The 25780-nt window shown below is 66.0% G+C and carries 21 protein-coding genes, 3 tRNA genes and 1 riboswitch; of the genes, 13 read left to right on the plus strand and 11 right to left on the minus strand.

Annotation, left to right across the window (positions count from 1 at the left end; all coding sequences use genetic code 11):
* Window positions 1–96: 96 nt before the first annotated feature.
* Window positions 97–891: a hypothetical protein gene (locus tag KF724_10035; GenBank protein ID MBX3356021.1), complete on the minus strand. Its 795-nt coding sequence runs from the start codon at window positions 889–891 to the stop codon at window positions 97–99.
* A gap of 170 nt (window positions 892–1061) precedes the next feature.
* Here KF724_10035 and KF724_10040 point away from each other — a divergent pair, with 170 nt between their 5' ends.
* Window positions 1062–2156, plus strand: coding sequence for an Mrp/NBP35 family ATP-binding protein (locus KF724_10040; protein MBX3356022.1), 1095 nt, complete (start codon window positions 1062–1064; stop codon window positions 2154–2156).
* A gap of 27 nt (window positions 2157–2183) precedes the next feature.
* Here KF724_10040 and KF724_10045 read toward each other — a convergent pair whose 3' ends face one another.
* From KF724_10045 to KF724_10055, 3 genes are read right to left on the minus strand one after another with little or no spacing between them, the layout of a single operon-like run.
* A complete protein-coding gene (locus tag KF724_10045) occupies window positions 2184–3404 on the minus strand; it encodes an aminotransferase class I/II-fold pyridoxal phosphate-dependent enzyme (GenBank protein ID MBX3356023.1) in 1221 nt (406 codons plus the stop codon).
* 36 nt (window positions 3405–3440) lie between these two features.
* Window positions 3441–4442 carry an NAD-dependent epimerase/dehydratase family protein gene (locus tag KF724_10050; GenBank protein ID MBX3356024.1) on the minus strand — a complete coding sequence of 334 codons (1002 nt, stop codon included), beginning with the start codon at window positions 4440–4442 and terminating at the stop codon, window positions 3441–3443.
* Between the two features lie 29 nt (window positions 4443–4471).
* Complete coding sequence (locus KF724_10055; protein MBX3356025.1) at window positions 4472–4768, minus strand: hypothetical protein; 297 nt, start codon at window positions 4766–4768, stop codon at window positions 4472–4474.
* 104 nt (window positions 4769–4872) lie between these two features.
* Here KF724_10055 and KF724_10060 point away from each other — a divergent pair, with 104 nt between their 5' ends.
* The 3 genes from KF724_10060 to KF724_10070 all read left to right on the plus strand — a co-directional run bounded on the left by KF724_10060 (window position 4873) and on the right by KF724_10070 (window position 7105).
* Window positions 4873–5916, plus strand: coding sequence for a hypothetical protein (locus tag KF724_10060; protein ID MBX3356026.1), 1044 nt, complete (start codon window positions 4873–4875; stop codon window positions 5914–5916).
* 97 nt (window positions 5917–6013) lie between these two features.
* A tRNA-Thr gene (locus tag KF724_10065) sits at window positions 6014–6085 on the plus strand.
* A gap of 180 nt (window positions 6086–6265) precedes the next feature.
* Window positions 6266–7105, plus strand: coding sequence for a DUF3883 domain-containing protein (locus KF724_10070; GenBank protein ID MBX3356027.1), 840 nt, complete (start codon window positions 6266–6268; stop codon window positions 7103–7105).
* A gap of 188 nt (window positions 7106–7293) precedes the next feature.
* On the opposite strand, the gene KF724_10075 is transcribed toward KF724_10070, so the two are convergent.
* Window positions 7294–9465, minus strand: coding sequence for a hypothetical protein (locus tag KF724_10075; protein MBX3356028.1), 2172 nt, complete (start codon window positions 9463–9465; stop codon window positions 7294–7296).
* A 212-nt stretch (window positions 9466–9677) separates the two neighbouring features.
* Window positions 9678–9892, plus strand: a riboswitch (cobalamin riboswitch).
* A gap of 205 nt (window positions 9893–10097) precedes the next feature.
* Between KF724_10075 and KF724_10080 the strand changes: the two genes are divergently transcribed.
* Together KF724_10080 and KF724_10085 are read left to right on the plus strand one after the other, a co-directional pair.
* Complete coding sequence (locus KF724_10080; GenBank protein ID MBX3356029.1) at window positions 10098–11102, plus strand: hypothetical protein; 1005 nt, start codon at window positions 10098–10100, stop codon at window positions 11100–11102.
* Window positions 11099–11914, plus strand: coding sequence for a type II secretion system protein (locus tag KF724_10085; GenBank protein ID MBX3356030.1), 816 nt, complete (start codon window positions 11099–11101; stop codon window positions 11912–11914). Before KF724_10080 ends, KF724_10085 begins: the two co-directional genes overlap by 4 nt.
* 216 nt (window positions 11915–12130) lie before the next feature.
* Here the strand turns inward: KF724_10085 and mutL are convergent, their stop codons facing one another.
* The gene (gene mutL / locus KF724_10090; GenBank protein ID MBX3356031.1) at window positions 12131–14029 is read right to left on the minus strand and encodes a DNA mismatch repair endonuclease MutL; all 1899 of its coding nucleotides are present in this window, start codon (window positions 14027–14029) and stop codon (window positions 12131–12133) included.
* Between mutL and KF724_10095 the strand changes: the two genes are divergently transcribed.
* Window positions 14028–14918 carry a metallophosphoesterase gene (locus KF724_10095; GenBank protein MBX3356032.1) on the plus strand — a complete coding sequence of 297 codons (891 nt, stop codon included), beginning with the start codon at window positions 14028–14030 and terminating at the stop codon, window positions 14916–14918. The two genes, mutL and KF724_10095, sit on opposite strands and share 2 nt — an antisense overlap.
* On the opposite strand, the gene KF724_10100 is transcribed toward KF724_10095, so the two are convergent.
* The 3 genes from KF724_10100 to pckA all read right to left on the minus strand — a co-directional run bounded on the left by KF724_10100 (window position 14839) and on the right by pckA (window position 19002).
* The gene (locus KF724_10100) at window positions 14839–16527 is read right to left on the minus strand and encodes an NAD+ synthase (protein ID MBX3356033.1); all 1689 of its coding nucleotides are present in this window, start codon (window positions 16525–16527) and stop codon (window positions 14839–14841) included. The genes KF724_10095 and KF724_10100 overlap by 80 nt on opposite strands.
* Window positions 16528–16669: 142 nt before the next feature.
* Window positions 16670–17263 carry a helix-turn-helix domain-containing protein gene (locus KF724_10105; protein MBX3356034.1) on the minus strand — a complete coding sequence of 198 codons (594 nt, stop codon included), beginning with the start codon at window positions 17261–17263 and terminating at the stop codon, window positions 16670–16672.
* 119 nt (window positions 17264–17382) lie between these two features.
* On the minus strand, window positions 17383–19002 hold the full coding sequence (gene pckA / locus KF724_10110; GenBank protein ID MBX3356035.1) for a phosphoenolpyruvate carboxykinase (ATP): 1620 nt from the start codon (window positions 19000–19002) through the stop codon (window positions 17383–17385).
* Window positions 19003–19145: 143 nt separating this feature from the next.
* Here pckA and KF724_10115 point away from each other — a divergent pair.
* The 5 genes from KF724_10115 to KF724_10135 all read left to right on the plus strand — a co-directional run bounded on the left by KF724_10115 (window position 19146) and on the right by KF724_10135 (window position 22522).
* Window positions 19146–19218: transfer RNA gene (locus KF724_10115), tRNA-His, on the plus strand.
* 207 nt (window positions 19219–19425) lie between these two features.
* Window positions 19426–20244 (plus strand): hypothetical protein, encoded by an 819-nt coding sequence (locus tag KF724_10120; GenBank protein ID MBX3356036.1) that lies wholly within the window; start codon window positions 19426–19428, stop codon window positions 20242–20244.
* 101 nt (window positions 20245–20345) lie between these two features.
* On the plus strand, window positions 20346–21017 hold the full coding sequence (locus KF724_10125) for a hypothetical protein (GenBank protein MBX3356037.1): 672 nt from the start codon (window positions 20346–20348) through the stop codon (window positions 21015–21017).
* Window positions 21008–21080 (plus strand) — tRNA-Phe (locus KF724_10130). Before KF724_10125 ends, KF724_10130 begins: the two co-directional genes overlap by 10 nt.
* A 35-nt stretch (window positions 21081–21115) precedes the next feature.
* The gene (locus KF724_10135; protein ID MBX3356038.1) at window positions 21116–22522 is read left to right on the plus strand and encodes a hypothetical protein; all 1407 of its coding nucleotides are present in this window, start codon (window positions 21116–21118) and stop codon (window positions 22520–22522) included.
* A gap of 6 nt (window positions 22523–22528) precedes the next feature.
* Here the strand turns inward: KF724_10135 and KF724_10140 are convergent, their stop codons facing one another.
* Entirely contained in the window at window positions 22529–23005 is a 477-nt protein-coding gene (locus KF724_10140; GenBank protein ID MBX3356039.1) for a hypothetical protein, read from the minus strand.
* Between the two features lie 165 nt (window positions 23006–23170).
* Here KF724_10140 and KF724_10145 point away from each other — a divergent pair, with 165 nt between their 5' ends.
* Window positions 23171–24058: a hypothetical protein gene (locus tag KF724_10145; protein MBX3356040.1), complete on the plus strand. Its 888-nt coding sequence runs from the start codon at window positions 23171–23173 to the stop codon at window positions 24056–24058.
* A gap of 179 nt (window positions 24059–24237) precedes the next feature.
* On the opposite strand, the gene hflX is transcribed toward KF724_10145, so the two are convergent.
* Window positions 24238–25728 (minus strand): GTPase HflX, encoded by a 1491-nt coding sequence (gene hflX / locus KF724_10150; protein ID MBX3356041.1) that lies wholly within the window; start codon window positions 25726–25728, stop codon window positions 24238–24240.
* Window positions 25729–25780: the final 52 nt, after the last annotated feature.

Below are 25780 nucleotides of genomic sequence, written 5' to 3' on the forward strand. Positions count from 1 at the left end.
CGACCAACGAAGAGCCCCGCGATCGTCATGACCGCGGGGCTCTTGGCATTCCTGAGCAGCGAATCGCGCTGCTCGTGGGTGGGTGTGTTCGTTCAATCACTTGGCCGACGGCGTCTCGCTCGGAGTGTCGCCGCCGCGCGGAGGTGCGCCTGCGCCTGTACCGCCGGGCATGCCGCGGCCGGGACGCTCTCCGCCCGCGCCGCCGCGACCACGGACTCCGTCGCCACCGGGACCTGCTGGTGACCCTTGGCCACCGCGACCGCGCGGGCCGCCTTCGATCGGAGTGAGCGCCGCCATCTGCTTCTGGAAGGCCTCTCGATGGGCCACGACCTGCTCCGGTGTGAAGACCTGGGAGATCTTGGTCCGAGTCTCATCGAACTTCGGACGGGACTCGATCAGCAGTCGCATCTGATCCATGAGCGCGGGATCGGGTCGACCGCCATCACGGCGACCTTCCGAGAGCTTCCGCTGGAGATCGCGCATCTTCTGGCTGTTCTCATCGCGCCACTTGTCGTTGGTCTGCTTCCACTCGTCCCGGAGCACCTTGATCCGAGCGAGCTGCTCTTCAGAGAGATCGCGGGCGATGTCATCAACGGCCTTGAGCCACGCGTGAACCTCCGCCTCGCCGCCTCGCAGCATTTCGCGCGGGGCGCCGCGGACGGGAGCACGATCTCGACCTGGCGCAGCGCCGCGATCAGGAGCAGCACCGCGATCAGGAGCCGCGCCGCGGTCGGGAGCAGCACCGCGATCACCGGGGGTTCGCTCGCCGCCGGATGGCCGCGTGGGTGGTGGCTCGCCCCGACCCGGAGTCTCCTGAGCAAGGACGGCGCTGGTCGGCACGAGGGCCGCAGCAATAATGAGCGATGCAGTACGGAAACGATAGATGGTCATGTCCTCTCCTTGTGGCTGGCCGCCACCCGAGCAGCGACCTCTCGTCAACGAATGAGCCCCGGACGCATTGCGACCGGGAACGGTGAACCCCCCCATCATCGGTCCTCGAAGGCCCCTCCCGACGCACCGGATCACCGGAAATTCGAATCTCCCCCTACCATCTCCACCCCATGCCACTCTCGAAAGATGCCGCTCTCGACGCCCTTCGAACCGTGCCAGATCCCGATCTGGGTAAGGATCTTGTGACCCTGCGGATGGTGAAGGAGATCGAATCCGACGCCAAGTCGGTCCGGGTGACCATCGAGCTGACCACTCCAGCATGCCCGATGAAGGATCGAATCAAGTCCGATATCACCGCGGCCATTCACGCCGCCATGGATGCGGCTGGCGAGCCGCGAGTCGGTGTCGAGGTGACCTTCACCGCGCAAGTGAAGACGACGCAGCGCCCTGAAGGCGCGAATCCGCTGCCCGGAGTCCGGCAGATCGTGGCGGTGGGCGCCGGCAAGGGTGGCGTGGGCAAGAGCACGGTCAGCGTGAATCTCGCCGTTGGTCTCGCGCGGCGCGGGGCGCGAGTCGGCTTGCTCGATGCGGACATCTACGGACCGAGTCTTCCAACCATGCTCGGACTCGACGATGTGCCCACGGAGGCGCGCGGCAACACGCTGCTGCCCTTCGAGGTGCATGGCCTTCGCGCGATGACGGTCGGCAAACTCGTCGACCCCGACAAGGCGCTCATCTGGCGAGGGCCGATGGCGCACAAGGCGTTCACGCAGCTTGCAACACAGACGGAGTGGGGCGAACTCGACTACCTGGTCATCGACCTCCCTCCGGGCACCGGTGATGTCGCGCTCACCATGTCGCAGGTGCTTCCACTCTCGGGGGCGGTTGTCGTCTGCACACCGCAACGCGTGGCGATCGACGACGCTCGCCGCGCCGTGCGGATGTTCCAGCAACTGGGCATCCCGGTGCTGGGCGTCGTCGAGAACATGAGCAGCTTCACCGGCGACGATGGTCGAACCTATGACCTCTTCGGGCGTGGCGGCGCGGAGACGATGGCCGCCGCCATGGATCTTCCATTCCTCGGCGCACTGCCGATCCATCCCTCGCTGCGCGAAGCTTCAGATGAGGGAACACCGCTCAGGAACTTCGAGGCCGCCGCTCCGCAGCGAGCACCGCTGGAACACCTCTGCGGCGAAGTGGCACGACAACTCTCGATCGCTGCGGCGAATCAACAGCTTCAGCAGCCGACCCTGACGGTTCGATGAGCGTGCGAGAGGTGCACGGATCTCGATTCAGAACTCGCTTCGCACGCGCTTGAGCGCCGTCACGAGCGCGTCGATGTGCTCAGGTCGGTGCGCGGCGCTGATCTGGACGCGCAGGCGCGCGTGCCCTTCGGGGACCACCGGATACCCGAAGCCGATCACGAAGACGCCGAGTTCAAGCAGGCGCCGACTCATCGCGATCGCCTTCGCGGTGTCGTGGACGATGATCGGACAGATGGCGGTCGGGCTCTCGAGCACCTCGAAGCCGACGCCACGGATGCCCGCTCGCGCCGCCGCCACATTGGCGCGGAGGCGTTCGACAAGGCCAGGTTCGCGCTCGAGAATCTGGATCGCGCGCAAGGCGCTTTCCGCCACGCTGCACGGCAGCGCGTTGGAGAAGAGCGTCGGACGACCCCGCTGGACCAGCAGTTCGATCATCGCCTTCGATCCGCTCACATAGCCGCCCGCTGCTCCGCCGAGCGCCTTGCCGAGCGTGCCGGTCATGCAATCGATCGATGCACCGAGCATGCCCCAGTGCTCATGCGTGCCGTGGCCGGTTCGCCCCATGACGCCGGTGCCATGGCTGTCGTCGACGATCAGGAGGGCGCCGTAGCGATCGCACAGCGCTCGCATGCCGGGCAGGTCGGCGATGTCACCCTCCATGCTGAAGACACCGTCGGTGACGACCCAGATGGTCCCGGTCACCTCGGGATTCGCGCGAGCCTCCTTCAATCGGCGCTCGAGCGCCGTGAGATCGTTGTGCGAGTAGACCGCGCGGAGCACGCCCTTCTTGATGGACACTGCCAGGCGGATGCCGTCGATGATCGACGCGTGATTGAGTTCATCCGAGAGAATCAAGTCGCCCGGCTCGCAGAGCGTGGGAAAGATCGCCTCGTTCGCGTTCCAGCAACTGGTGAAGGTGTACGCGGCCTCGTGACCGTAGAACGCGGCGATGGCGCGCTCGAGCCGTTCATGGCACTCGAAGGTGCCGCAGATGAAGCGCACGCTTGCGGTGCCCGCACCGTAGCGGCGAAGACCTTCATGGGCCGCCTCGACCACCTCGGGGTGATTCGCAAGACCGAGATAGTTGTTCGAGCAGAAGCACGCCACTTCGCCATGGCCGCGCATGCGCACGGTGGCGTCCATGGGGCCCTCGATCATCTGGAGGTGCTTGAGCTGACCGCCCTGCTGAAGCGAGGCGAGGATCTCCTGCGTTCGGCTGGCGAAGGTCGGTGAGTCGGTGGTGGGCATATGGGCTCATCGTAGAGCCTCGCCCGCCCGACGCGGTCAGGTTCGCACGCCGTACCGCGCTCGCACGCTCGGGGCGAGATAGTCGTCGAAGGCGCTCTCGAGGGTGTGGGTCGGTCGCCACCCCCACTCCCGCCGGGCGGCCTCGTCGTTCAGATCCTCGGGCCAACTGTCGACGATCGCCTGGCGACCGGCATCGGGTGCAAAGGTCACCTTCGCCTCGGGGAAGGCTCGACGCACCACGCGCTCGAAGTCGGCGGCGCTCGGACTGAAGCCCGCGATGTTGTAGACGACGCGCGAGAGGCGCTCCTTCGGCGCCGCCGCGAGTTCGAGAATCGAGCGGATCGCCTCGGGCATCGTCATGAACGGGATGCGCGTATCGGGCCGCACGAAGCAGGCGTAGGGTTGACCCGACGCCGCCGCATGAATCATCTCCGGGCCATAGTCGCTGGTTCCGCCGCTCGGCACGGTTTCGGCCGAGAGGATGCCCGGAAAACGAATCGAGCGGAAGTCGACGGCCATCGGGAGGCGATCGCGCGCGAGCAGCCGATAGTGCCGCTCGTAGTAGCGACCCAGGTGCTCCCCTTCCAGCTTGTTGACCCCGTACATCGTCCGGGGCTCGAGGAACTGCGATTCATCGACGCGCCCCGCGCGCGCCTTGGTGGCGAGGTCCGGCAATCCGTAGACGGCGATCGAACTCGGGAAGAGGAACTTCACCGCGCGCCCATGTGTCCGCGCCTGCTCCGCGGCCAGGTGCAGCAGGTTCAGCGTGCCGCCGACATTCACCGCGTGGGCGGTTTCGGGCGCGAACTCTCCTCGCGTCGAGAGGAGCGCCGCCAGGTGATAGATCTCATCGATCTCGTAAGCAGCGAGCAATCGCTCGAGCAGTGACGGATCGCGAATGTCGCCGGCGATCGTCTCCCGGCAGAGCGATCGAAAGGCGGGATCGAGCTCACGCACATCAATGGCGACGATCCCCCGGCCGCGCTCCGCGAGGGCGTGGAGAAGCCCATGCCCCATCTCGCCTCCCGCTCCGCTCACGATGACTGCTGCTTCGCGACGGAATCCGCTCACTTGGTGAACCGCTCCGCCATGTCATCGACGCTGGTCCAGCGATCAGCCTTGACATGCACAACAGTGGCGACGACGGCCATGACCAGCGGCACGACGATCAGCGCCGCAATGACCTTCATCTCGATGGGCGACGGCAGATAGTCGAGCATGATCATCCCGGCGAACGCGCTGCACGCCAGGAAGAGGACGGCATTCAGGATGAAGAGCTTGACACCATGTCGGCCTCCCTGGCGGCGCGGTGCATGACCGCCGCCGTGGCCGTGGTGCGAACGATGATCTTTGTCGTGTGACATGCGGGCGACCTCGAGGAGCGGCGAGGATAGCCGCAGAGAGTGTCCGGCGCGGTAGCATCCCTCCCGTCGTCCCACACTCGCACCGACTTCTGAAGGATCGCACCATGCGTACCCGACGCTCGCTGGCCCTCGCTTCTCTCGCCCTTCTCGCTTCGACGGCACTGGCCGCGGCGCAAGGAGGTGCAGGTGGTTCGGGTGGTCAGAGTGGCGGCGCTTCCGGCGCCAGCGGGCAACCCGGCGGCACGGCCAGCCAACCCCCGGGGATCGTGGCCGCGCTCGTGAATCTCCAGATGGAGATCAACGCGCTCGACACCATGACCAACGCCATCGCCCAGCAGCTCGATGGAGCGAGCAGGCGAATCGACATGATGAACCGCTTCCTCGCGTCGAAGAACCTGGCCGATGACTTCAAGACTTTCCGACAGTCGTGGACGCCGACCTCCGCTCCACTCTCCTTCCAGCAGGCCTATCAGACGGCGATGCAGGCGGAGCAGCTTCGAGGCGGCGTGACGCCGTCGAGCGACGACTTCGACCTTCTCACTCGCGAAGTCGGCGCGACGACCACGATGGTCCGTCAGCAGTGGGACACGCTGAACAGCCGGCGCCGCGATGTTCAGGCGATGACGCAGTTCCTGCACGATCGCAATCTGCTGGATGAGTACCACACCTACGCCGGCGCGCAGACCAAGGCGGCGAAGCAGGCTGATCAGACGCTTCAGCAGCAGCAGCAGGCTGCGGCTCGCGAGCAGGATCAGAAGGACGCGGCGGCGAAGCAGGCCGCGAAGGTCCATCTCCAGAAGCAGTGGGATGCGCAGAGCCACGCGGCAGCGAGCGGGGTCAACTACAACTATTCGTTCAGCCAGGGCTTCTCGCAGGCGAGTCAGTTCAGCCAGACGCCGTGGACGGCGTATGACGCGGGAAGCGGCCAGCAGGCGCCGACGCCCGCGCCGGACCCATACCCCGGTGTCTTCGACTACTGGACGGGCACCTATTGGAACGGCTACGCCGACCCCTATTACGATGTGAACGGCGCCCCGGATGGCTACTTCCGAGGCAATGTGACGCCAGCCCAGATGTACAACCGGATGGAGCACGGCAACGCCGGACGAGCCCCCGCGGCCGCTGCAGCGGCTTCGCGGGCCCGCTGACAGCGCATCCCGCCCAGACGAGCGAGCCGGCGCGGCCGTGACTCGCCGGTGGGCTGCTATCCTTTCGCCCTTCCGCGGCAGCATCCGCCGCGAACACGCCACCCTAGCTCAGTGGTAGAGCAGTGCTTTCGTAAAGCACAGGTCGCCGGTTCGAATCCGGTGGGTGGCTTTCTCCAGACCTGAAGCGAAGCGGAAAGCGACCCGCAGCGTGACTGCGGGCTCGAGAGCCGACGGCGGTTGCGCGAGGCGCGATGGGTATCGGGTGGGGCTTCCCCCATCACTCGCTCGTGAATGCCCCGAACGCGTTCTCGCTCCGGCCTTCGAGGGCCAGGTAGTCTCCGGGCACGCCATGCGAGCCGGTCATTGGACGGTCGAAGAAGTCGAGGCCACCGTCGATGACTACCTGTCGATGTTGAAGAGCGAACTGGCGGGACGAAACTTCAACAAGACCGAGCATCGGCGACGGCTCTTTCCCCGGTTGCGCGGTCGAACCGAGTCCTCGATCGAACTCAAACATGCCAACATCAGCGCCGTCCTGATCGAGCTCGGTTTCCCTTACATCTCCGGGTACAAGCCGCGTGGCAACTATCAGCGACTCCTTCGCGAGGTCATCCAGAATCGTCTGGCCAAGGATCGGGCGATTCAGCAGCTCGCGGCCGTCGACGCAATCTCTCTACCCCCGATCCCGGAAGTCAGCGACATCCTGAAGGTCGTTACCCAACCGCCCAAGCCCACGAAGGGCTCGGCCGCGAGGACTCGCAGGTTCGTGCAGAGGAACGGGGTGAACTACCTGGAACTCGAAGCACAGAATCAGGCGCTCGGACTCGCAGGTGAGGAGTTTGTCCTCAGGTTTGAGCGAGCGCGCTTGATTGCTGCTGGCCGCGATGCCCTCGCGGACAGAATCCAGCATGTCTCCCGCGATGTCGGGGACGGCGAGGGATATGACATCAGGTCATTCGAGGCGAGTGGTTCCGACCGCTTCATCGAGGTCAAGACCACGAAGTACGGGCGCGAGACACCGTTCTATCTCTCTCGCAATGAACTTCGGGTGTCCCAGTGTCAATCCGACCGCTATCACCTCTACCGGGTGTTCACCTTCAGGACGAGTCCCCATCTGTTCACGCTGAAGGGCGCGCTTGACAGGACATGCACGCTCGACCCGGTCACCTACATCGGGTCGGCGGCATGACATCACACGCGGATGTTTGACGGCGCGAAACCACCATCAAGCGGCGAAAATGACCGCATTCCGCGCGAGGCGCTGACCGCGCGGCAAGCCCGATCGCAGTCCGGCGGGTGCGCGCGGCGTTCAGCCGCCTGAAGCGAACACCGCTCCGCCGAGAACAGTCACCTGAAGTTCAGCGACTCAGGCAACGACTACTTGAGGATCAGCTTCACGGCCTCTTCGGCGGGAAGGCCCAACGCACCGTAGGCGATGGCGGACGCATCGGCGGTGGTGCCGCTGCTGGTCTGCACCAGTTGCCTGAGCGCGGCGATCTGTCGCGGCTCCGCACGGTTGCCGTTGCGGCGTCCACTCGCAGCGACCGCTTCGAGAAGCTCCGCCTGTTCATCGCTGCTGGCGAGCAGGGCCACATCGAGAAGCTTGATCTGGGCGCTGTCGGTCGGAATCAGCGCCATCACATTGGCAACCGCGAGCCGGAGCGCGCCACTTCGCGAGACGAGCGCCTCGGCGAGTGCCCGCTCACCATCCTCGATGCGCAGCACCGGGTTTCGCGAGAGGGCAATGTCCTGAAGCACTTCGAGCGAGCGCATCGCGTACTCGATCGCCTCGCCCTGATCCATCAGACCGCCGCTCGTTCGCTTCACCAGATCGGTAATGGTGCTGATCATGGTCTCCTGCGGGGTGCCCGCAGTCCAGACACCAACGCGACGATCGAGAGCGAAGAGCCGCTCAACGCCGGGGCGGTCCTCCTCGGCAACGATCAGCAGCACCGGGGCCGCCGTGGTCGAGGCATTGCGGCGGACACCGCTCACAGTCGCCTGAAGTTGATCGCTTCGGCCGCGAGCAGCAACGAGGTCGAGCATGCCGCCGACGAGGGCGCTCGCGACGAGGTCATCCCATGTCCCAGCCGTGCCGACCACGGTGAAGCCCTCTTCAGCCAAGGCCGCGGCCATCTGCCGTCGGTCCTCTTCTTCGGGAGCGACCACCGCGGCGTACTGCGAGCCCGCGGTTCGTGCGGCGGCGGCAAGGAGCGGAACAACCGCGGTGTCCTGCGAGAAGTTCGTCGTGGGCAGAGCGGCACCGAGAAGGATCGCCGCGTCGTACTGCACGCGTCGGTCGGGATAGCTCAGGCACTCGATGATCGGCGTGCGACCCTGCGCGCCCGTCACGACGGCCGCGCCGCCGGTGTGCGCGAGAGCCCCGATCGCCTGTCGCACGAGCGCGGTGTCCTGCACATCAAGGGCGAGCGAAAGGACGCGCTGCCCCACCGAGCTCCCGACCACCGTCGCGAAGAACTCGGGCGAGCGATCGAGATCGCCGTAGACCGGATCAACGGTGCCCTCGGCAAGGTCCTGCTGACGACGCAGATTGGCTGCGACGAAGATCGCGAGCGCCTCAGTGTTCGCCGGATTGGTCCGCAGCGCCCGCTCCGCGAGGCGCATCGCCATCACATCGGCAAAGATCTGGGTCGGCACCGGAGTCGGCGTCAGGCCACCGTAGGAATCCCAGACCCAGATGTTGTTGACCGGCTCATCGGGGTAGGGAATGAGCGGCAGGTCACGCCGGAAGAACTGTCGGGCAAGCGAAGTGAAGGCATCGGACACTCCGACCGAGGTTCCCCCGAGACGGCTGATACCGCGCGACGCCGCCTCGCGCACATCGCTCGGTGCCGTTGGCTGTTCATAGACCTCGAGGAGGAAGGGCACGGCCGTCGGCCAGCCGATCTGGCCAAGAATGTCGCACACCTTCCGCTGCGAACTCGGGTCAAGATCGGGCAGCGCCATGGCCAACGGAAGCACGCTTCGGCGACCGATGGTGACGAGCACATCGGTCGATGCGATTTCAACCGACGGGTTGCGGCCATCGACGATCTGCGCGAGCAGCATTGGAACGGCGTATTCACCGGCGGCTTCCAGGCGGCCGCGCCCCAGGCCCTGCTGCCTGATGGTGCCGCTGAGCATCTCGATCGCTTCGCGCATGCGCTCGACTTCGCGAGCACGGTCGAGGCGGCCTCGCTCGAGCTTCGTCTCGAAGCGTCCGACCAACTCGGCGACGCCGCCGCTCATCGCTCGACCGCGACGGATGGCGCGGTCGAGCTTGTCGCCCAGGTTCATCGAGTCGACCACTTCGGCCAACTGCGAGGGCGTGATGTCATCCGCAACGAGAACCTCTCCCGCGCTCGCCGCGAGATCAGGCCGCGCCATCATGATGTGATGGAGGAACTGGTCCACCACCATCGCCGTGCGCGACTGGGCGGCTGTCTGCCCCGCCGCGTCGGTCGTTGAGTCCTGCGCCCACCCCATTGGAAGGAACGCGAGGGCGGAGGCAATGGCCAGGATCGACGCGCGCGATTGCAAGCTGCTCAACGCAGGGCTCCTCGAACGGACGGGGCGCAGAGTGGACGGAGACGCGTGCACCTCGTCACGCCGCCGACGGCCTCTCCGACGCCTCGGAAGTCGGCGAATCTATCGGTTGCTGCGCACCCTTGTCAATGAACGGCTCCCCCAAAGGACCCCGCAGCTTCCTGATCGGCTACGCTCCGCCGGTCGAGATGCCGGGAGCAGCGAGTGCTCCCGGCGGCATGGCTCCCGAATCGGATCGGCAGCCATGTGAGGGAAGGCGGTGCAAGACCGCCGCGGACGCGCCGCCGTGAAGGGTGCGTCGGAGCCGAGGAATCGGCCTGACGCGCGTCCCGCCATGAGGGCCACTGGTCGCCGTGCAATGCGAGCGATCGGGAAGGCAGGCGGGGCTCACCCCTGAGCCGGAAGACCTGTCTCGACCATCGGCCGCGCCCTCGCGCAATGGGCTCACGGCACGACGCTCCTTCATGGAGTCCGCCATGTCCGCGATTGATCTCTTCCTGTTCGGCGACCACGGGTCCGTTCGGCCGCGGCCACTCCGCATCGGGCCGCGACACACCGCGAGCCACCACACCGAAGTGCCCAGCACACCTGCCGGCCTCGCTGGGGCGCGGGTGGTCGAGACGAGGTCGAATGCGATGACTTCTCCCAAGGTCCGTCGGGCCGCCGTGCGATGGACCAGCGACCGTGTGACTGTGTCGCGCCATCTGGCCATGGCCAAGATCATCTGTTCGGCGCTGCTCGGCGCAACCTCGCTCGCGGCAAGTTCAGGTGAAACCCCTCCAGCACTCCACGCCACCTCGTGGGTCTCCTACACGCCCGGCGCAGGCGTGCCGCTCTCATACCAGAATCCAAACTCGGCGCTGGGGCTTCCGACTCGATACAGCGGCTTCGGCATCGATCCCGGCGTCGTCAGCCCGTTCCATCCGGCGTTCCTTCCGAGCGAGGTGGTTTCGATCGGGCCGGGTGGTTCGCTCGTGCTCGCCTTCGATCGCGATGTCATCGACCATCCGGCGCACCCCTTCGGCATCGACCTGATCGTCTTCGGCAACAGCTTCATGGCGGACCTCTCCTACCCCGAGGGCGTCTGCGGCGGGATCTTCTCCGAGGGTGGCTTCATCGATGTGAGCGCCGACGGCGTCGTCTGGCACACCAATCCCGGAGTTGATGCCGACGGTCCCTTCCCGACCCTCGGCTATCTCGACTCGGGTCCCTACGACCTCGTGGCGGGCGCGATTCCGAGTGACTTCCACCGCCCGGTGAATCCCGCGCACCTCGCGCTCATGACTCCGGGCACCACCTACGCACAACTGCTGGCGCTCTACAACGGTTCGGGAGGTGGCGCTGGCGTCGATCTCGCCGCGGTGGGCCTCTCAAGCGCTCGCTTCGTTCGGATTCGCGTGCCAGTCGGCCACTGCTGCACTGTTGAGATCGATGCGGTCACACTCGTGCGGCCCGAGACCGTGCCGCTCACGGGAGACCTCAATAGTGACGGCCTCGTGAATGGCGCCGACCTTGCACTCCTGCTCGGCGTCTGGGGCTCGCCCGGCTCCCTGCCCGGAGGTGGAAGCGCCGATCTCAACAACGACGGTGTGGTCGACGGCGCCGACCTCGCGATCTTGCTCGGAGCGTGGAGTGCATGATGCCGTCGCACGACTCACGGCGCTTCGGCGTCACCATCATTGAACTGCTCGTCACGCTGGGCGTGGTCACGCTGCTGGTCGCGCTCCTCATGCCCGGGCTCGCCCTCGTTCGACGGGAGTCCCGATCGCAGGAGAACCTCTCCAATCTCCGCCAGCTTGTGATCGGCGCGTCGGGCTACGCGAATGTGTCGCGCGAATGGCTCCCCCCGGCGGTGCTCTTCTTCGCCAAGGGTGCATCGATCAAGACCCGCGGCTGGGACTACGAGGAACAGGGGGGAGCGTTCTCCCCGGGAGTCATCTGGGCCTTTGTCGGCGATGGTCGCATTTTCCAAAGCCCGGATCTTCCTCCTCCGGAGCGCCTCGCGAGCGGCGTGACGGGCATCGAACCCTTCACGGGCTACAACTACAACACGACCTATCTGGGAAGCGAGGGCGCTCTGCCCGGCGTGAGCGCCGACGGCCAGATGCTCGACGGCTGGGCGAACGCTCGACTGGGCGCTCGCCCCGCGCAGGTGCGCCGACCGGATTCGACCGCGTGTTTCGGCGAAGGTGGCTGGAAGGATGGCCCCAACCGGTTCATGCGAGCGCCGGGGAACTCGGTGGAGTTCAATCTCGGCACGGTCTACGCAGGTGGACAGGCTTTTCGAGGGCGAGGCGGCACACATGTCGCGTGGCTCGACGGTCACGCGAGTCGGGTGAGCGAACCGCGCGAAGGCATGCATGCCGCTTCGAACGCGTGGCTGCTCACTTCGCTCATGGACTTTCCGAGGAATGGCTTCCTGAGCGACGACGACTCGGCGTACGCCCCGTGATCACAGGCGCCCGGCCGCACGCCCGACCAACCCACACGGCTCATTGGCGATGAATGGCCTTCCTGTTGCGGAGCGAAGGGTGTCCAAGGCGCACTCTGATGAGCATGGCTGTTCTGGGGTTCCTCGAGCCAGCGCCAGCAACGGATGAGAACCCGCGCGAGGCAGCGTCTCCACCACTTGCATCCCGCCGAATCGCACGACTGTCTCGGCACGCTGCTATCGCCCGAACCGACGCTCGATTTCGTGCATCGGAATGCGGAGCGAGGTGGGACGACCGTGGGGGCAGTTCGTCGATCGCTCGACTCGCTCGCGCGCGGCAAGAAGTCGGGTGATCTCCTCATCGGTCAAGCGCTCCCCCGCTTTCACCGCCGCCTTGCAGGCCATCATGTCGATGATCCGGTGAATCGCTGCTTCGCTCGCACCGGCGAGGTCCGCGAGATCGGCGTGCTCAAGGTCGTCGTGCCCGAGGAGCTCGGCAAGGAACGCGCCCGCATCGACACGCCGCGACGCGAGGAAGCTCGGCACCGCATGCACGGCCACGGTGCGGGCGCCCGCAGGAGTCGCGTCGAATCCGAGGCGAGCCAGCAGCGGCGCCATCGACTCCACCCGTTCAACGGCGCGAGTGTCGCACTCAAGCATGATCGGCGTGAGCAGGAGCTGCTGTTCCAAGCCGCCCTGCATCACTCGTTCGAAGAGCTGCTCATAGAGGACGCGCTCATGGAGCGCATGCTGGTCAATCAGAAGGATCGCACCGGGCACCTCCTGCACCAGGTAGCTCTGGTGCACCTGGAGGACGGCATCGGCGCGAAGGAGCGTCGGCAGTGCGGGCGCTTCGTAGTCTGAGTCGGCTGGCGCACCGAGATTCGCAACGGCGGGCGCGTCGCGCAACGGCGCCTCGGGTGCTCGCAGCGTGCGCTCGAGCGACTGGTAGTCGAAGCCGGGTGAGCGGCCCGCGCCGGTCTGGGCGCGATCGGGATAGCCGCGCTCGAACACCGCACTTGAGCGAGGCCCGCTCCAAGCGCCGCGCGACTCGGGCTGGGGCGCCGCCTCTCGGCGATCTGCGCTGGCCACACCTTCTCCCGGCGGTGAGTCGAGCGAGAAGAGCGGAACAAGATCGGCCGCGCGGAGCGCCGATCGAACCGCCCGCAGCAGGAACGAATGCACCGCCGAGGGTTGCCGGAAGCGCACTTCGCTCTTGGCGGGGTGGACATTGACATCAACTTCGGCGGGATCGACCTCGAGTTGAATCACGGCGACCGGAAAGCGGGCCGGGTCGATGACTCCGCGAAAGGCCTCCTTGACCGCGTGGAGCAGCGAGCGATCGACGATGGCTCGCCCATTCACATAGATCCGCTGGTGGCGACCGGTCGGCTTGGACGCGCTCGGCCGCGCGACCACGCCCCAGACCGCGAGCACGCCGCTTGGCCCGCTTCCCCCGCGGGCGTCAACTTCGAGCAGTTCGGGAACGAGCTCTTCACCAAGGAGCGCGTGCACACGCTCGCGCCGGTTCGAGGCGGCGGGCAGATCCAGCACGCGACGAGGACCATGATCGAGTCTGAACGACACGGCTGGGTGTGCGAGCGCCATCGTTTCGAGCAGCTCAGTGATGCGCCCCGCTTCCGCTGACTCGCTCTTCAGAAACTTCCGCCGAGCGGGCACATGACCGAAGAGCGTCGAGACGCGAACCGTCGTTCCTGGAGCCCCCGACGCGGGCATGGGACCGGTGACCCTTCCCCCATCGACCTCGATGCGCCCCGCCTCGGGCTGCTCCCGCGGACGACTGATGACCTCCAGTCGCGCCACGCTGCCGATGCTCGCGAGCGCCTCGCCGCGGAAACCAAGCGTGGCGATTGACGCGAGGTCATCGACCGAAGTGATCTTGCTCGTGGCGTGGGCCGTGACGGCGAGCGCGAGTTCGCCGAAGGGAATGCCCGCACCATCATCCGAGACCTCGATGAGATCCCGCCCCCCGCCCTCGGTCCGAATCTGGACCCGCGTCGCCCCCGCGTCAATCGCATTCTCGACGAGCTCCTTGACGACGCTCGCCGGGCGCTCGACCACCTCGCCGGCGGCAATCTGGTTCACCAATTCGGGGGTCAGGAGGCGAATCGCCATGCGTCGATGCTACCCCGCGACCCCGCGGCGCACGGTGATCGCTCACTCGATCTTTGCGCCATGCTTTGAACTCCATGGCGCGCCGAAGCCGAATAATGTCATCATGGTCTGCGTGAGAACGGGCACTCTTGCGATCGGCGATGTCCACGGGTGCGGCGAGGAGCTCGCCGAGCTCCTGGCTCGCTGCGACCGCTGGTACCCGGAGGGTCGCCTGATCTTCGTCGGCGATCTCTTCACCAAGGGACCCAACCCCGGATTGGTCGCTCGCCTGATCCGTGAGCGACGCGACCGCGGCCAGCGCATCGACCTCGTCTGCGGCAACCACGACCTGCGCCTGCGCGATGCAATCCGCCGCCGAGCCGAGGGGGCTCACCTCGACACGCTGCCCGAAACCGAAGCGCAGACGCTCAAGCTCCTCGAACGCGCCGACATGCTTCGCACCGCCACCGATCTCACCCTCGAAGCCTGTGGCCGAGTGGAGATCCGCGATCCGCGCGGTTGCTGGACGGTGCTTCACGCGGGCATCGACCCCGAGCGCGGGCTCGTCGACACCGCCGACCATGTGAAGGTTCACATCAAGGCGCTCGAAGGCATGCCCCACTGGTGGGAGCGCTACGACGGTCACGAAGGTCTGATCGTGGTCGGCCACAAGCCACTTCCGGACGCGCTCATCCGCCGACGAGAGTCGGGCGAGCCGTTTGTCGCGGTCATCGATACGGGGTGCGCCTACGGAGGGGCCCTCACCGCCTACTGCCTCGAAGACGATCGGCTCATTCAAGTGCCCAGCACGCAGGCGCCGTCGAACGGCTTCATGGGTCCGCCCGCGGCACTCCTCGCGAGCGAGCCACGATCGGCATGGGGCGCCCTCGCCCGAACGCTCGCGCGCTGACCTTCAGGATGACCGGGGCCTGATCGCGCTTGTACTGCTCACGATCGATCACCTGGCACCAGCGCTGCACGAAGTCCGGAGCTTCACCGCATCGATGGGCGATCGTCGCCGGATCGAGTTCCTTGTGGACGAAGTGGTCGATCAGGCGATCGAGCTGGTCATAGGGCGGGAGCGTGTCCTGATCCGTCTGATCGGGGCGAAGCTCCGCCGAAGGCGGCTTCGAGAGACTTGCCTCGGGAATCGGCGCACATCGGAAGCCAAGCTGCTCCCAATGCGCGTTCACGAAGCGGGTAAGTTCATAGACCTGCGTCTTGAGCAGGTCGCCGATCGGTGCGAGGCCGCCCGACATGTCTCCATAGAGCGTGGCATAGCCGGTGGCCAGTTCGCTCTTGTTGCCCGTCGTCAGGACGAGGGCGCCGGTGGCGTTCGAGAAGGCCATGAGCGTCAACCCGCGCAAGCGGCTCTGGAGGTTCTCATCGGCGACGCCTTCGAAGGTGCCGAGCATTCGCTCGAAGCGACCGCGAAGGAGCCCATGCGCCTCGGTGATGCCGATCACTTCGCGACTGGCGAGGCCGAGGCGTTCGGCGACCTCGATCGAATCGACGAGCGATCCGCTCGAAGAGTAGGGTCCCGGCATGAGCAGCCCGTGCACATGCATCGGACCGATGGCGGCCGACGCGAGGGCGGCGACCAGCGCCGAGTCGATACCTCCACTGAGCCCGACAACAACGGTGCTGTGGCCCGTCTTCCGCAGGTAGTCGCTGACACCGAGAAGCAGCGCGGACCACACTTCGGCCATCGGCTCGGTCGGCGGCGGATCGGGTCGAGGCGAGTGCCCCTCACCCGCAGCGGGAATCTCGAAGACCTCGATGCGCTCCTGAAAGCGCGCCAGTTCGGTGATGCCGCTCCGTGCAGGCAGCGCCAGCATCGAGCCGCCGTCGAAGATGAGGTCGTCATTCCCCCCCACCTGGTTGCAGATGAGCACCGGAACGCCCAGCCGTCTCGACGCTTCAGCCGCCAGCCGCTGCTGCACCTGGTGCTTGCCGATCACGAAGGGGCTCGCGCTCGCGACGAGCAGCACCTCGGCGCCGGCGGCAATCGCCTCGGCCGCGGGATCGTCGCGATAGCGTCGCGCGTGACCGGCGTCGACCGCCCGCCAGAGGTCTTCGCAGATGAGCACACCGATGCGCCGCCCTTCGAAGTCGAAGACGAGCGGCGCGTGTCCCGGGGTGAAATAGCGCTCCTCGTCGAAGATGTCGTAGGTCGGCAGGAGCCGCTTGTCGTAGAAGGCCTGAATCGCCCCGCCGCGACAGAGGGCGATCGAGTTCGCGCATGGACGCGGCCCGTCGGGAGTCGGACGCACGAGGCCGAGGAGCATCGTCATCTCCGGGTAGGCCGCGGCCAGACGCTCCGCGGCTCGCACGCATCCCTCGGCAACGCCCGCGCGAAGCACGAGGTCGCGCGGCGGGTACCCGAGCAGACCGAGTTCGGGGGTCACCAGCAGGCGCGCTCCCGCGCGACGCGCGGCAGCAACGCCAGCCGCGACCATCTCGCTGTTGGCGGCGATATCGCCGATCACCGGATTGAGTTGCGCAGCAACGACCAGCACGGGCGGGATGCTACCCGCAGCGGAAATGACCGACACGCCGCGGATCGGGACCTTGCACAGGTCCCGATGCGTGGCGTGTCAAGTCGGAGCCCCCCGGAAGTCGCAGTCGGTCCAAGGAGGACCGTGGTCGGAGGCGTGGGGATCAGGCGGTCAGCGCGTGGGTGCGCTCGATCGAATCCACCACCGCGCGGGCGGTGAAGGGCTTGCGGAGAATGCGGTCATAGCCGAGGCGGCCGAAGCGGAGCTCATCGCTCTCGACGAACTTCGCACCGGTCGCGATCAGGCGCGTTCCGGCGAAGTCCTCGCCGCGACGAACAAACGCCGCAAAGGACTCCATCTCGCGCGTGCCGATCGACTCATCGACGAGCACCACATGGGGACGGAAGCGCTCGCACTCGATGCCGGCGTTGAACGCCGTGTCGGCGATCTTCACCTCGAAGCGAGTCTGTGAGGTGAGCACCTCGCAGAGCGTGTTCGCGGTCTCCTGGTCGGCATCGACCACAAGCACGCGGGGGTTGCCGCTCATCGAGCCGTCGAAGGGAATGTTGTGCTTCTTCATGAAGGCCAGCAGGTTGGCCACCGGAACGCGGCGGTCCTTGCTGCCCGGAATTCGGTAGCCCTCGAGACGCCCGGAGTCGATCCACTTGCTCACGGTTCGAGCCGCCACATTGCAGATCTTCGCAACCTCGCCGGTGGTGAGGACATCCTTGCCTGTGCCGAATGGATTGTTTCGCATGTCTCTGGTCCTTCGTGCCTTGTGCCGCCGTCGCGTGACGCCACGCAACGACGCACCGGTGCATCGGTCGCACCGGGGGGCAGGTTCAGTCAGAGTGAGCGAATTCCCGAATGACCCGGTCAGACCCGGGGGCCGGCCGCCCGGACCGCGTCCGAAATGGCGAACTTCCGATCGTTCTCCCTGAAGAGCGTCGCCAGCTCCTTCGCCTTCCGGTCGTAGGCGGCGGGGTCCTTCCATGTGTTCCGGGGGTCAAGAACCTCGCTGGGAACTCCCGGCACGGCCGTGGGCATTCGAAGTCCGAAGATCGGGTGCTCCCGACACTCACCCTTGCAGAGGGAGCCGTTGAGCATGCCCGTGATCATCGCTCGAGTCCACGCAAGCTTGAAGCGCTGACCGGTCCCGTAGGGTCCGCCCGTCCAGCCGGTGTTCAGCAGCCAGACATCGGCCTTGTGATCCCGGATGCGCTTGGCGAGCAGTTCCGCGTAGACCATCGGAGGTCGCGGCATGAACGGGGCGCCGAAGCACACACTGAAGTTCGGCTGAGGCTCGGTCACACCCGCTTCGGTGCCGGCGAGCTTCGAGGTGTAACCGTTCAGGAAGTAGTACATCGCCTGCTCGGGAGAGAGCTTCGAGACCGGCGGGAGCACGCCAAAGGCATCGGCCGAGAGGAAGATGACATTCCTCGGATGGGACGCGATCGAGGGAATCACCGCTCCCTCGATGTGCCGCAGCGGATAGGTGACCCGCGTGTTCTCCGTCTTCTTCGCGCTGTCATAGTCGGGCACCCGCGTGACCGGGTCGATCACCGTGTTCTCAAGCACGCTGCCGAAGCGGATCGCGTTCCAGATTTCGGGCTCGCCCTCCTTCGAGAGCTTGATGCACTTCGCGTAGCAGCCGCCCTCGATGTTGAAGACGCCCTTGTCGCTCCAGCCATGTTCGTCATCACCGACCAGAGCCCGGTTCGGATCGGCGCTGAGGGTCGTCTTCCCCGTGCCGGAGAGGCCGAAGAAGACCGCGACATTCGAGGGGTCCTTGCGATCGACATTCGCCGAGCAGTGCATCGGGAAGACCCCGAGCTCCGGAAGGTCGAAGTTCATCGCATAGAAGATCGACTTCTTCATCTCGCCGGCGTAGCGGGTGCCGACGATGATGACTCGCTTCTTCTCAAGGCTCTGCACCACGGCGATGGGGCTCTTCAAGCCGAACTTGGCCGGATCGGGGAGTTTGAACGCACCGGCGTTGATCACCGTCCAATCGCTCTGCCAGTGGGCGAGGTCGGCGGGCTCCGCGTTGATGAAGAGCGTCTTTGCGAAGAGGTTGTGCCAAGCCTCCATCGTGTAGACGGTGACTTTGCAGCGGTAGTTGGGGTCCGCGCCGGCGTAGCCGTCGAAGCGGTAGAGATCCTTCTGGAGGCGAAGCTGGCTGAGAGCGAACTCCTCGATCGCATCGAACTGCTCGGGCGTGACGGGCTGATTGACCTTGCCCCAGTCGATCGAGCTTCGGACTCCGGGGGTGTCCTCGAGGAACTTCTCATGAGGGCTCCGGCCCGTTCGCTCGCCCGTGTCGCAGGCCAGCGCGCCGTTGCTCGCGAGCACACCCTCGCCGCGGGCCAGGGCAGCCTCGACCAGGTGGGCAACTGAAAGGTTCCTGTGAATCGTGGCCTTGCCGAAGTCGAGGGCGGGCCGAGACGCGGTAGCTGGAGTCATGTTGGGTGGATTCCGTGCGGCGGGATGCGCCATGTCGCCATGGGCGTCGGAGGCCCGAAGGCGGTTCTTTCGAAGCGTTCGAGATCGTACCGCCCACCCGATGCAGCGATCAATGAAGAGCGCCGACCAAGGCGTTGACCGCCCGAGGTCCGCCTCCGTATGCTGCGATCTGTTCGGCGGCCGTAGCTCAGTTGGCAGAGCACCTGGTTGTGGTCCAGGACGTCGCGGGTTCAAATCCCGTCGGTCGCCCTTTTTCGTGTGGACTCATTATGCGGTGTGTTGATCGGATGAGTTGGGTCGTCATTCAATTGCGACCCGACCGCGGTTGTGCTCCTGTACTCTCAAAGTGATCGACCTCGACCTTTGAGATTGCGCCGGCGGATCGCCAACGACCCGAGTCGTTTCACTTCTTCGATCGCGAGCGCGCACCGCGCCAGCCGTACGATGCCTCTCGTCATGCGAGTGCTGCTCCTTCAGATGGACCCAGTGTGGCAGGACCCGAAGACGAACCGCGAGGAAATCGAGCGGCAGATCTCCAAAGCGAGCCCACCGCGCGGTGCGTTCATCCTGAACCCGGAGATGGCCGAGACCGGATTCGTGCCCGAGGTCGCGGCGTCCGACGATGGCCAAGGCGCGTCATTCGCCGCCGCAATGGCGAGGAAGTTCGGAGTGTGGTTCCAGCACGGCTGCGTTGAACGGGCGAGCGATGGCTTCGGGCGCAATATGGCGATCGTCGCCAATCCCGAGGGGCGCATCGTGGCCCGGTACGCCAAGATCTTTCCTTTCGGCTTCGGTGCGGAGACCCGTGGCTTCCGGGGCGGCGCGACGATCGCCCCGTTCGCCGTCGGTGAGGCGCGAGTCTGCCCGTTCATCTGCTACGACCTTCGTTTCCCCGAAGTCTGGCGGCTCGCGGCACTTGCAGGCTCTGAGATCTTCTCGATCGGAGCAAGCTGGCCCGCCGTGCGCCATGAGGCGTGGCGCGCGCTCTGCATTTCGCGTGCCATCGAGAACCAGGCCTTTGTTCTCGGCTGTAATCGAGCTGGTCGCGATCCGACGCACGACTATCGCGGCGGCTCCATCGTGATCTCTCCGCAGGGCGAAGTGCTCGCCGAAGGCGCCGCAAGCGCTTGCGTTCTTGAAACATCGCTCGATCTGAAGGCACTTCGTGAGTGGCGCGAGAGGTTCCCGGCCCTGCGCGATGTTCGACGGCGCTTTCTCGGACGGGTGCCGACGACAACTTGCGATTCCTCTCAGGACAAAGTCACGACTCGTTGACGGGCCACGCACGGTCGTTAGAGTGACGCTCGATCTCGAATGACTTCCATCGACACTCGGCCATGACGATCATGCGCCTGAATGAACCTCGGAGGGGCCCGATGACACGAACCACTGACGCACCGACCGCGAAACGGCCACGCACATCGCACGATGGAGAGGCCGAATCTCGGAAGGGCGTTCGCCGTGGGGGCGCGCGAGCGCAGGGGGCGCTTGATCCAGCGCTTTCTTCGCTGCTGCGCCGTCAATTCTTCTGTTGCGCCGAGTTCGCCACCTGTCGCCGTGTCGGCCTCGAGGAGGTTGAAGCGCACCTCATCAATGCCGGTCTCTCCATCACGCCGAGACCGCAGCGCGTGCTGTCGCATCTGCCCGATGTCATGCAGGCCATTGCGTGCATTCGAGGTGATGTGACCGCATGGAATGATCTCGTCAACGCGCACGCGTGGTGTCTTGATCGACTCTGTGCAGAACAGCTCGGTGCCAATGATGGTCTGATCTTCGCGCGGCGCTTCTGGAGGGATCTGCGCCGCGCCACCGTGACGGCTTCGGGAGAAGGCCGGAGCCAGCCTTCACTTCCCAGAGGTGTGGCGCCACGACTTCAGCAGTACTCGGGCGTTCGCCCTCTGCGACTCTGGCTTGCGGACCGGATGATCGGCGCCGCCGCCACCACGAACGGTACACCCGGCGCCCGACGCCCCGCAATGCTTGACAGCGAAGAGGGATCGCGTACCCTTCCCCTTCTCGCCGGTTCATTCGGCGCGTCGGCAACTTAGCTCAGTTGGTAGAGCATCGCATTGAAAATGCGAGGGTCCGCGGTTCAAGTCCGCGAGTTGCCATTGGCCGAGACGGCCCCCGGGTCTACGCTTGAGCCATGCTTGGCTTCGCTCGCCGCGACTCGATCACCCGATCCACTCGTTGGCTTCCGGCTCTTCTGATTTCTGGTCTCTTGGGGACGACCTCGAGCGCGTGGAGTGATCTCGCGCAACCCGGCCCCTTCGCGCCGGGCATCCGGCAAGTCACGGTCACGCGGCCGAACGGTTCCACCTTCACGGCGACACTGCACTACCCCGCAACGAGCGCCGGAACGAACGCGCCTTTCGATGCCTCGGAGGCGCCCTGCCCAGGAATCACCTTCGGGCATGGCTTTCTCCAGCCGGTGACCCAGTATGCGAGCACGCTCTCGCACCTGGCGACCCACGGATTCCTCGTCATCGCCTCGCAGAGCGAGGGCGGACTCTTCCCGAATCATGCGAACTTCGCGAGCGACCTTCGCTCCTGCCTGACCTGGCTCGAGACGCAGAATGCGTCCCCCACTTCGGAGTTCTTCGGTGCCGTGAACACTGCCGCCTTTGGCGCGAGCGGACACAGCATGGGTGGTGGCGCCTCGATCCTCGCGACGAAGGACGACCCCCGCATCAAGGCACTCGCCCCGACTGCGGCAGCGGACACATCGCCCTCGTCAATCGCCGCGATGAACTTTGTGAGCGTTCCTGTTCGACTCATGGTCGGAAGCCAGGACACGATCGTGCCACCCGGCGGTACGGCCGGCCCGATGTACGCCAATGCCAAGGGTCCGCGGCAGCTGCACTCGATCGTCGGCGGCTTCCACTGCGGCTTCACCGATGCGAGCTTTGCGTTCTGCGACTCCGGAGCGATCACGCGGGCGCAGCAACTCGAGATCACGAGGAGGGAACTCACTCGCTTCTTCCTGCTTCATCTGCGCGGTGAACAAGGTCTTTGGAGCGAAGTGTGGGGACCCGGCGGTCCCGCTCCCGCGCAGATCACCGTCACGCGCGACCCGAAGCTGAACCTCTCGCTCACGCCGAGCGCCGTGGTCGTCGCGCCGAACGCTTCGACCATTGTGGCAGTGACGGCGACGAACACCGGTCATGCAGCCACAGCGGTCAGCATCGCCGTCGAGCCGACGCCGGGCTGGAGTGCCACGCCTGCCGAGAGCACCACGGCAATCCTCGCGCCGGGGGAGTCGACGACGGTCCCGATCGAGGTGCAGCCTGGTCCCGGCGCCGCGTCGGGCGAGCTTCTCCTCTCCGCCCGACGCGAGATCGACTCAGCCACCCGCGCCTTCGCGTGGCTCGCTGTGGAGCTCTCCGCACTCAGCGCCGATCTCGACGGCAACGGCGTCGTGAACGGCGCCGATCTTGCAATCCTGCTCGGAGCGTGGGGCCCCTGCCGTACCGCACCATGCCCTGCCGATCTCAACGGCGACGGCGTGATCGACGGCACTGACCTCGCGATCCTGCTCGGCGAGTGGTCCTGAGGCCTGTCACGCCGCCCTGCGATGCACCAGGACACTCTCATCCATGCCCGGGAATGGATGGTGACGGGCCAGCGCCCGCGCGAGGCTCTTCGGATCGGTCACGACCAGCGTGACGGCACCGGGCACCACCGACGCCATGAAGCGCCGCGCCTGCGCCAACCGCTCCGCGACCGTGGCAACCACCAGCGTGTCGTCTTCATATCGCAAGGGAAGTACGGCAAACTGCCATGCCTGCCGACGCGAGACGAGTCGTACACACTCGGGATCGAACGAACGCAAGCGCGGAGCGAGGTCAGCGACCAATTCCGCGTACTGTTCCGCCCACGCCGCCTCAACGACACGCGGATCAACTCCAAACATCTGCTCGCACACGAGGCCGAGCGGCTGCCCCGTGTCATCCTGTCGCTCAAGCGCAGCGCGAAGCTGCTCCTCCGAGATTGTCCCCTGACGGACAAGTCGTTCCCCGATTCGAACCGGCTCCATACAACCCTCCTTGAAACAACACCTGCGACTTCGAACCAATCCTCCCACCAGTGTTTCGGCTCGACGGGGCGATCAAATCATCAGACTTCGTGAAAGATCTGCACGAACTCTTCCCGCCGGTCCGACTGTGCCGGTTCTTCTCTCCTTGCCGCTTCTGAGGCCCGCATGCGCCTGAAATCGCGAAGTTCGCTCAAGTCTCCCTCACGATACCGCCCGAGCGGTGATGCACTCCTCGCGGAGGCGGCTGTCGAGCGTCTGCTCCTGCGGCATGGCTGCGATCTTGAGCGCGAAGTCATCCAGCCAAGCGGCCACACGACGGACTTTCTTGTTCGGCGCGATGGGTCCGCGTTCCATCTGCATGTGAAGTGGCTCTCTGCACCGATGCAGGCCCCGCGACTCGGCCCCATTCCACGCGTGCTTCGCGAACTGGGCGAGATCGAGCGCCCGATCACGGTCGCGCTGCGCTGGCGTCCCGGTGCGGGCTGCACCGCATTCCGTCGGATGGTGCGCGAGGTGACGCCCTTCCTCCGCGCGGCTCGCCTTGGCGATGAGCGCGTGGCGAGAGATGCCAAGGGAGCCATCATCGGCTCCGTGCGGGTGATTGCTCCCGGACCGCGCGGCTCACGCGTGGCTCTGACCGATGCGCGGGTCATCGACCACCTCATGGCCCAGTCGATTCGAGTTGAGCGACTCCTTCGCAAGGCGTTGGTGCAGTTCATGCCGCGCGCCGTGAATGTCATTCTCATTGCAAGCGCCGACGCCGCCGATGCTCAGGCCATCGACCTCGCGCTTCATGGAAGCCTTGAGGAGCGATGGGACCTCTTTCCGATGCGGGGCGATCGCATCGCGCACGGTCGCAGCGATGATGGCTTCTGGGCACCGGGACGCTCCAATGGAAGTCGCGCGGTCGCGTGGCTCCGCGCCGGAGACTCCCCTTCGACTCGGAGCGAGCCGACTCGCAGGTCTCGTCGAGAATCGAAACTCTGGCTTCGTGGCGGGAGCCCGCTCTCGGCACCGACCGAGGCGCTCCTCCGGGAGCTATTCGATCACTGAGTCGAGTGACCGAGTCCAATCGACGGCCAGACGAAAGCTCGAGAAGCCGGACGGTGCCAGCGCGTGGACCACGGACCCCACGCCGATGAGTCGCGCCATTCTCTGGCACCGCGATGTCGCGTGCGAGCGGTGACGCATCAGTTCGGCCGCGCCACCAACACACGACCTTCGCGCCGCGCCTACTCCGCCGAGTCACCTTCCGGCGACACATGGCGCTCATGCAACCGCTCCCGGCGCTTCGATCGACTGAAGCCCCCTTCCGCCTGACTGCGGAGATCGACTCCATCGACAAGGAACGGCGCGCCGCTCGCCATGAGCTGCTCCAACTGGCGTCGGCCGATGCGGACCCGAAGCTGCACCCGGCCATCCACATAGGTGCGATCGAGCACCTCGGTGCGTCGCTCGATGAAGTCGATCGCGCGTGATTGGCTGGTCTCAAGCTCGATGACGCGCTCCGCCACCTCCCCACGCATGAACTCAAGCGCACGGATGCGAAGCGCTTCGAGCCCCTCGCCGGAATGGGCGCTGACGGCGATCGCCTCGGGCTCCGCTTCGAGCCAGCGCTCGAGGCGCTCCGCCAACTCGCGGGCTCGGCGCCGATGCTCGGAGACACCGAGGCGCGGGCGTCCATCGGCATCGAGCGACGCGCCGTCAGCAACGCTCGCCTCGGGATTCGCAAGGCGATCGACCTTGTTGAGCACCAGAAGCCTCGGCTGCGAGGTGGCGCCGATCTCATCGAGCACCTCGCGCACCGTGGCCATCTGAAGCTCGGCCTCGGGGTCGGAGACATCGACCACCAGCAGCAGCAGGTGCGCGTGCACCGCATCTTCAAGCGTGCTTCTGAAGCTCGCGACCAGATGATGCGGCAGACGGCGGATGAAGCCGACCGTGTCGCTGAGCATGGCGATGTTGCCGCCGCCAAGATTCCACTGCTCCACGCGCGTGCCGAGCGTGGCGAAGAGTTTGGAGTGAGCGAAGGCGCCGCCGCGGGTCAGCGCATTGAAGAGCGAGCTCTTGCCAGCGTTGGTGTAGCCGACAAGGCCGATCGTGAAGTGCTCGGCGCGGCGGGCCATGACCTCGCGCGACTTGCGGGCCTGCACCTGCGCCAATTCCGTCCGAAGGCGATCGAGCCGCGACTTCACCAGCCTGCGGTCGATTTCGAGCTGCTGCTCACCCGGCCCGCGCGTGCCGACGCCCATCGGTGCACCACCGGTCACCTGGCCGAGGTGCTGCCACATGGCGCGCAGCCGCGGCGCCGTGTACTGAAGCTGAGCGATCTCCACCTGAAGTCGGGCGGCCGCGGTTGTCGCACGATTGGCGAAGATGTCGAGGATCAGCTCGCTCCGATCGAGCACCTTCGCCGAGAGCTCCTTCTCGATGTTGCGCACCTGACCCGGCGAAAGGTCGTGATCGAAGATGACGACCTTGGCTCCCAGCGACTTGACCATCGCTGCGAGTTCTTCAACCTTGCCCTTGCCGATGTAGGTCGCCGGGCGAGGCGTTCGTATCCGCTGTTCCATCTCACCAACGACGCGCACGCCAGCCGTCTCCGCCAGCGAGCGGAGTTCGCGCAGGGGATCCTCGACCTCTTCGTCTTCGCGTCCGACCCGAACGCTGACGAGCACGGCCCGCTCCGATTGGATGTTCAGTTCCTGCGTTCCGGTTTCCACAGGGGCGATTCTAGGGGAGCGTTCGGGTGAAGCTGGATCACTCCCGGGCCGC

The organism is Phycisphaeraceae bacterium, assembly GCA_019636735.1.
In the GTDB taxonomy this organism is placed as follows: domain Bacteria; phylum Planctomycetota; class Phycisphaerae; order Phycisphaerales; family SM1A02; genus VGXK01.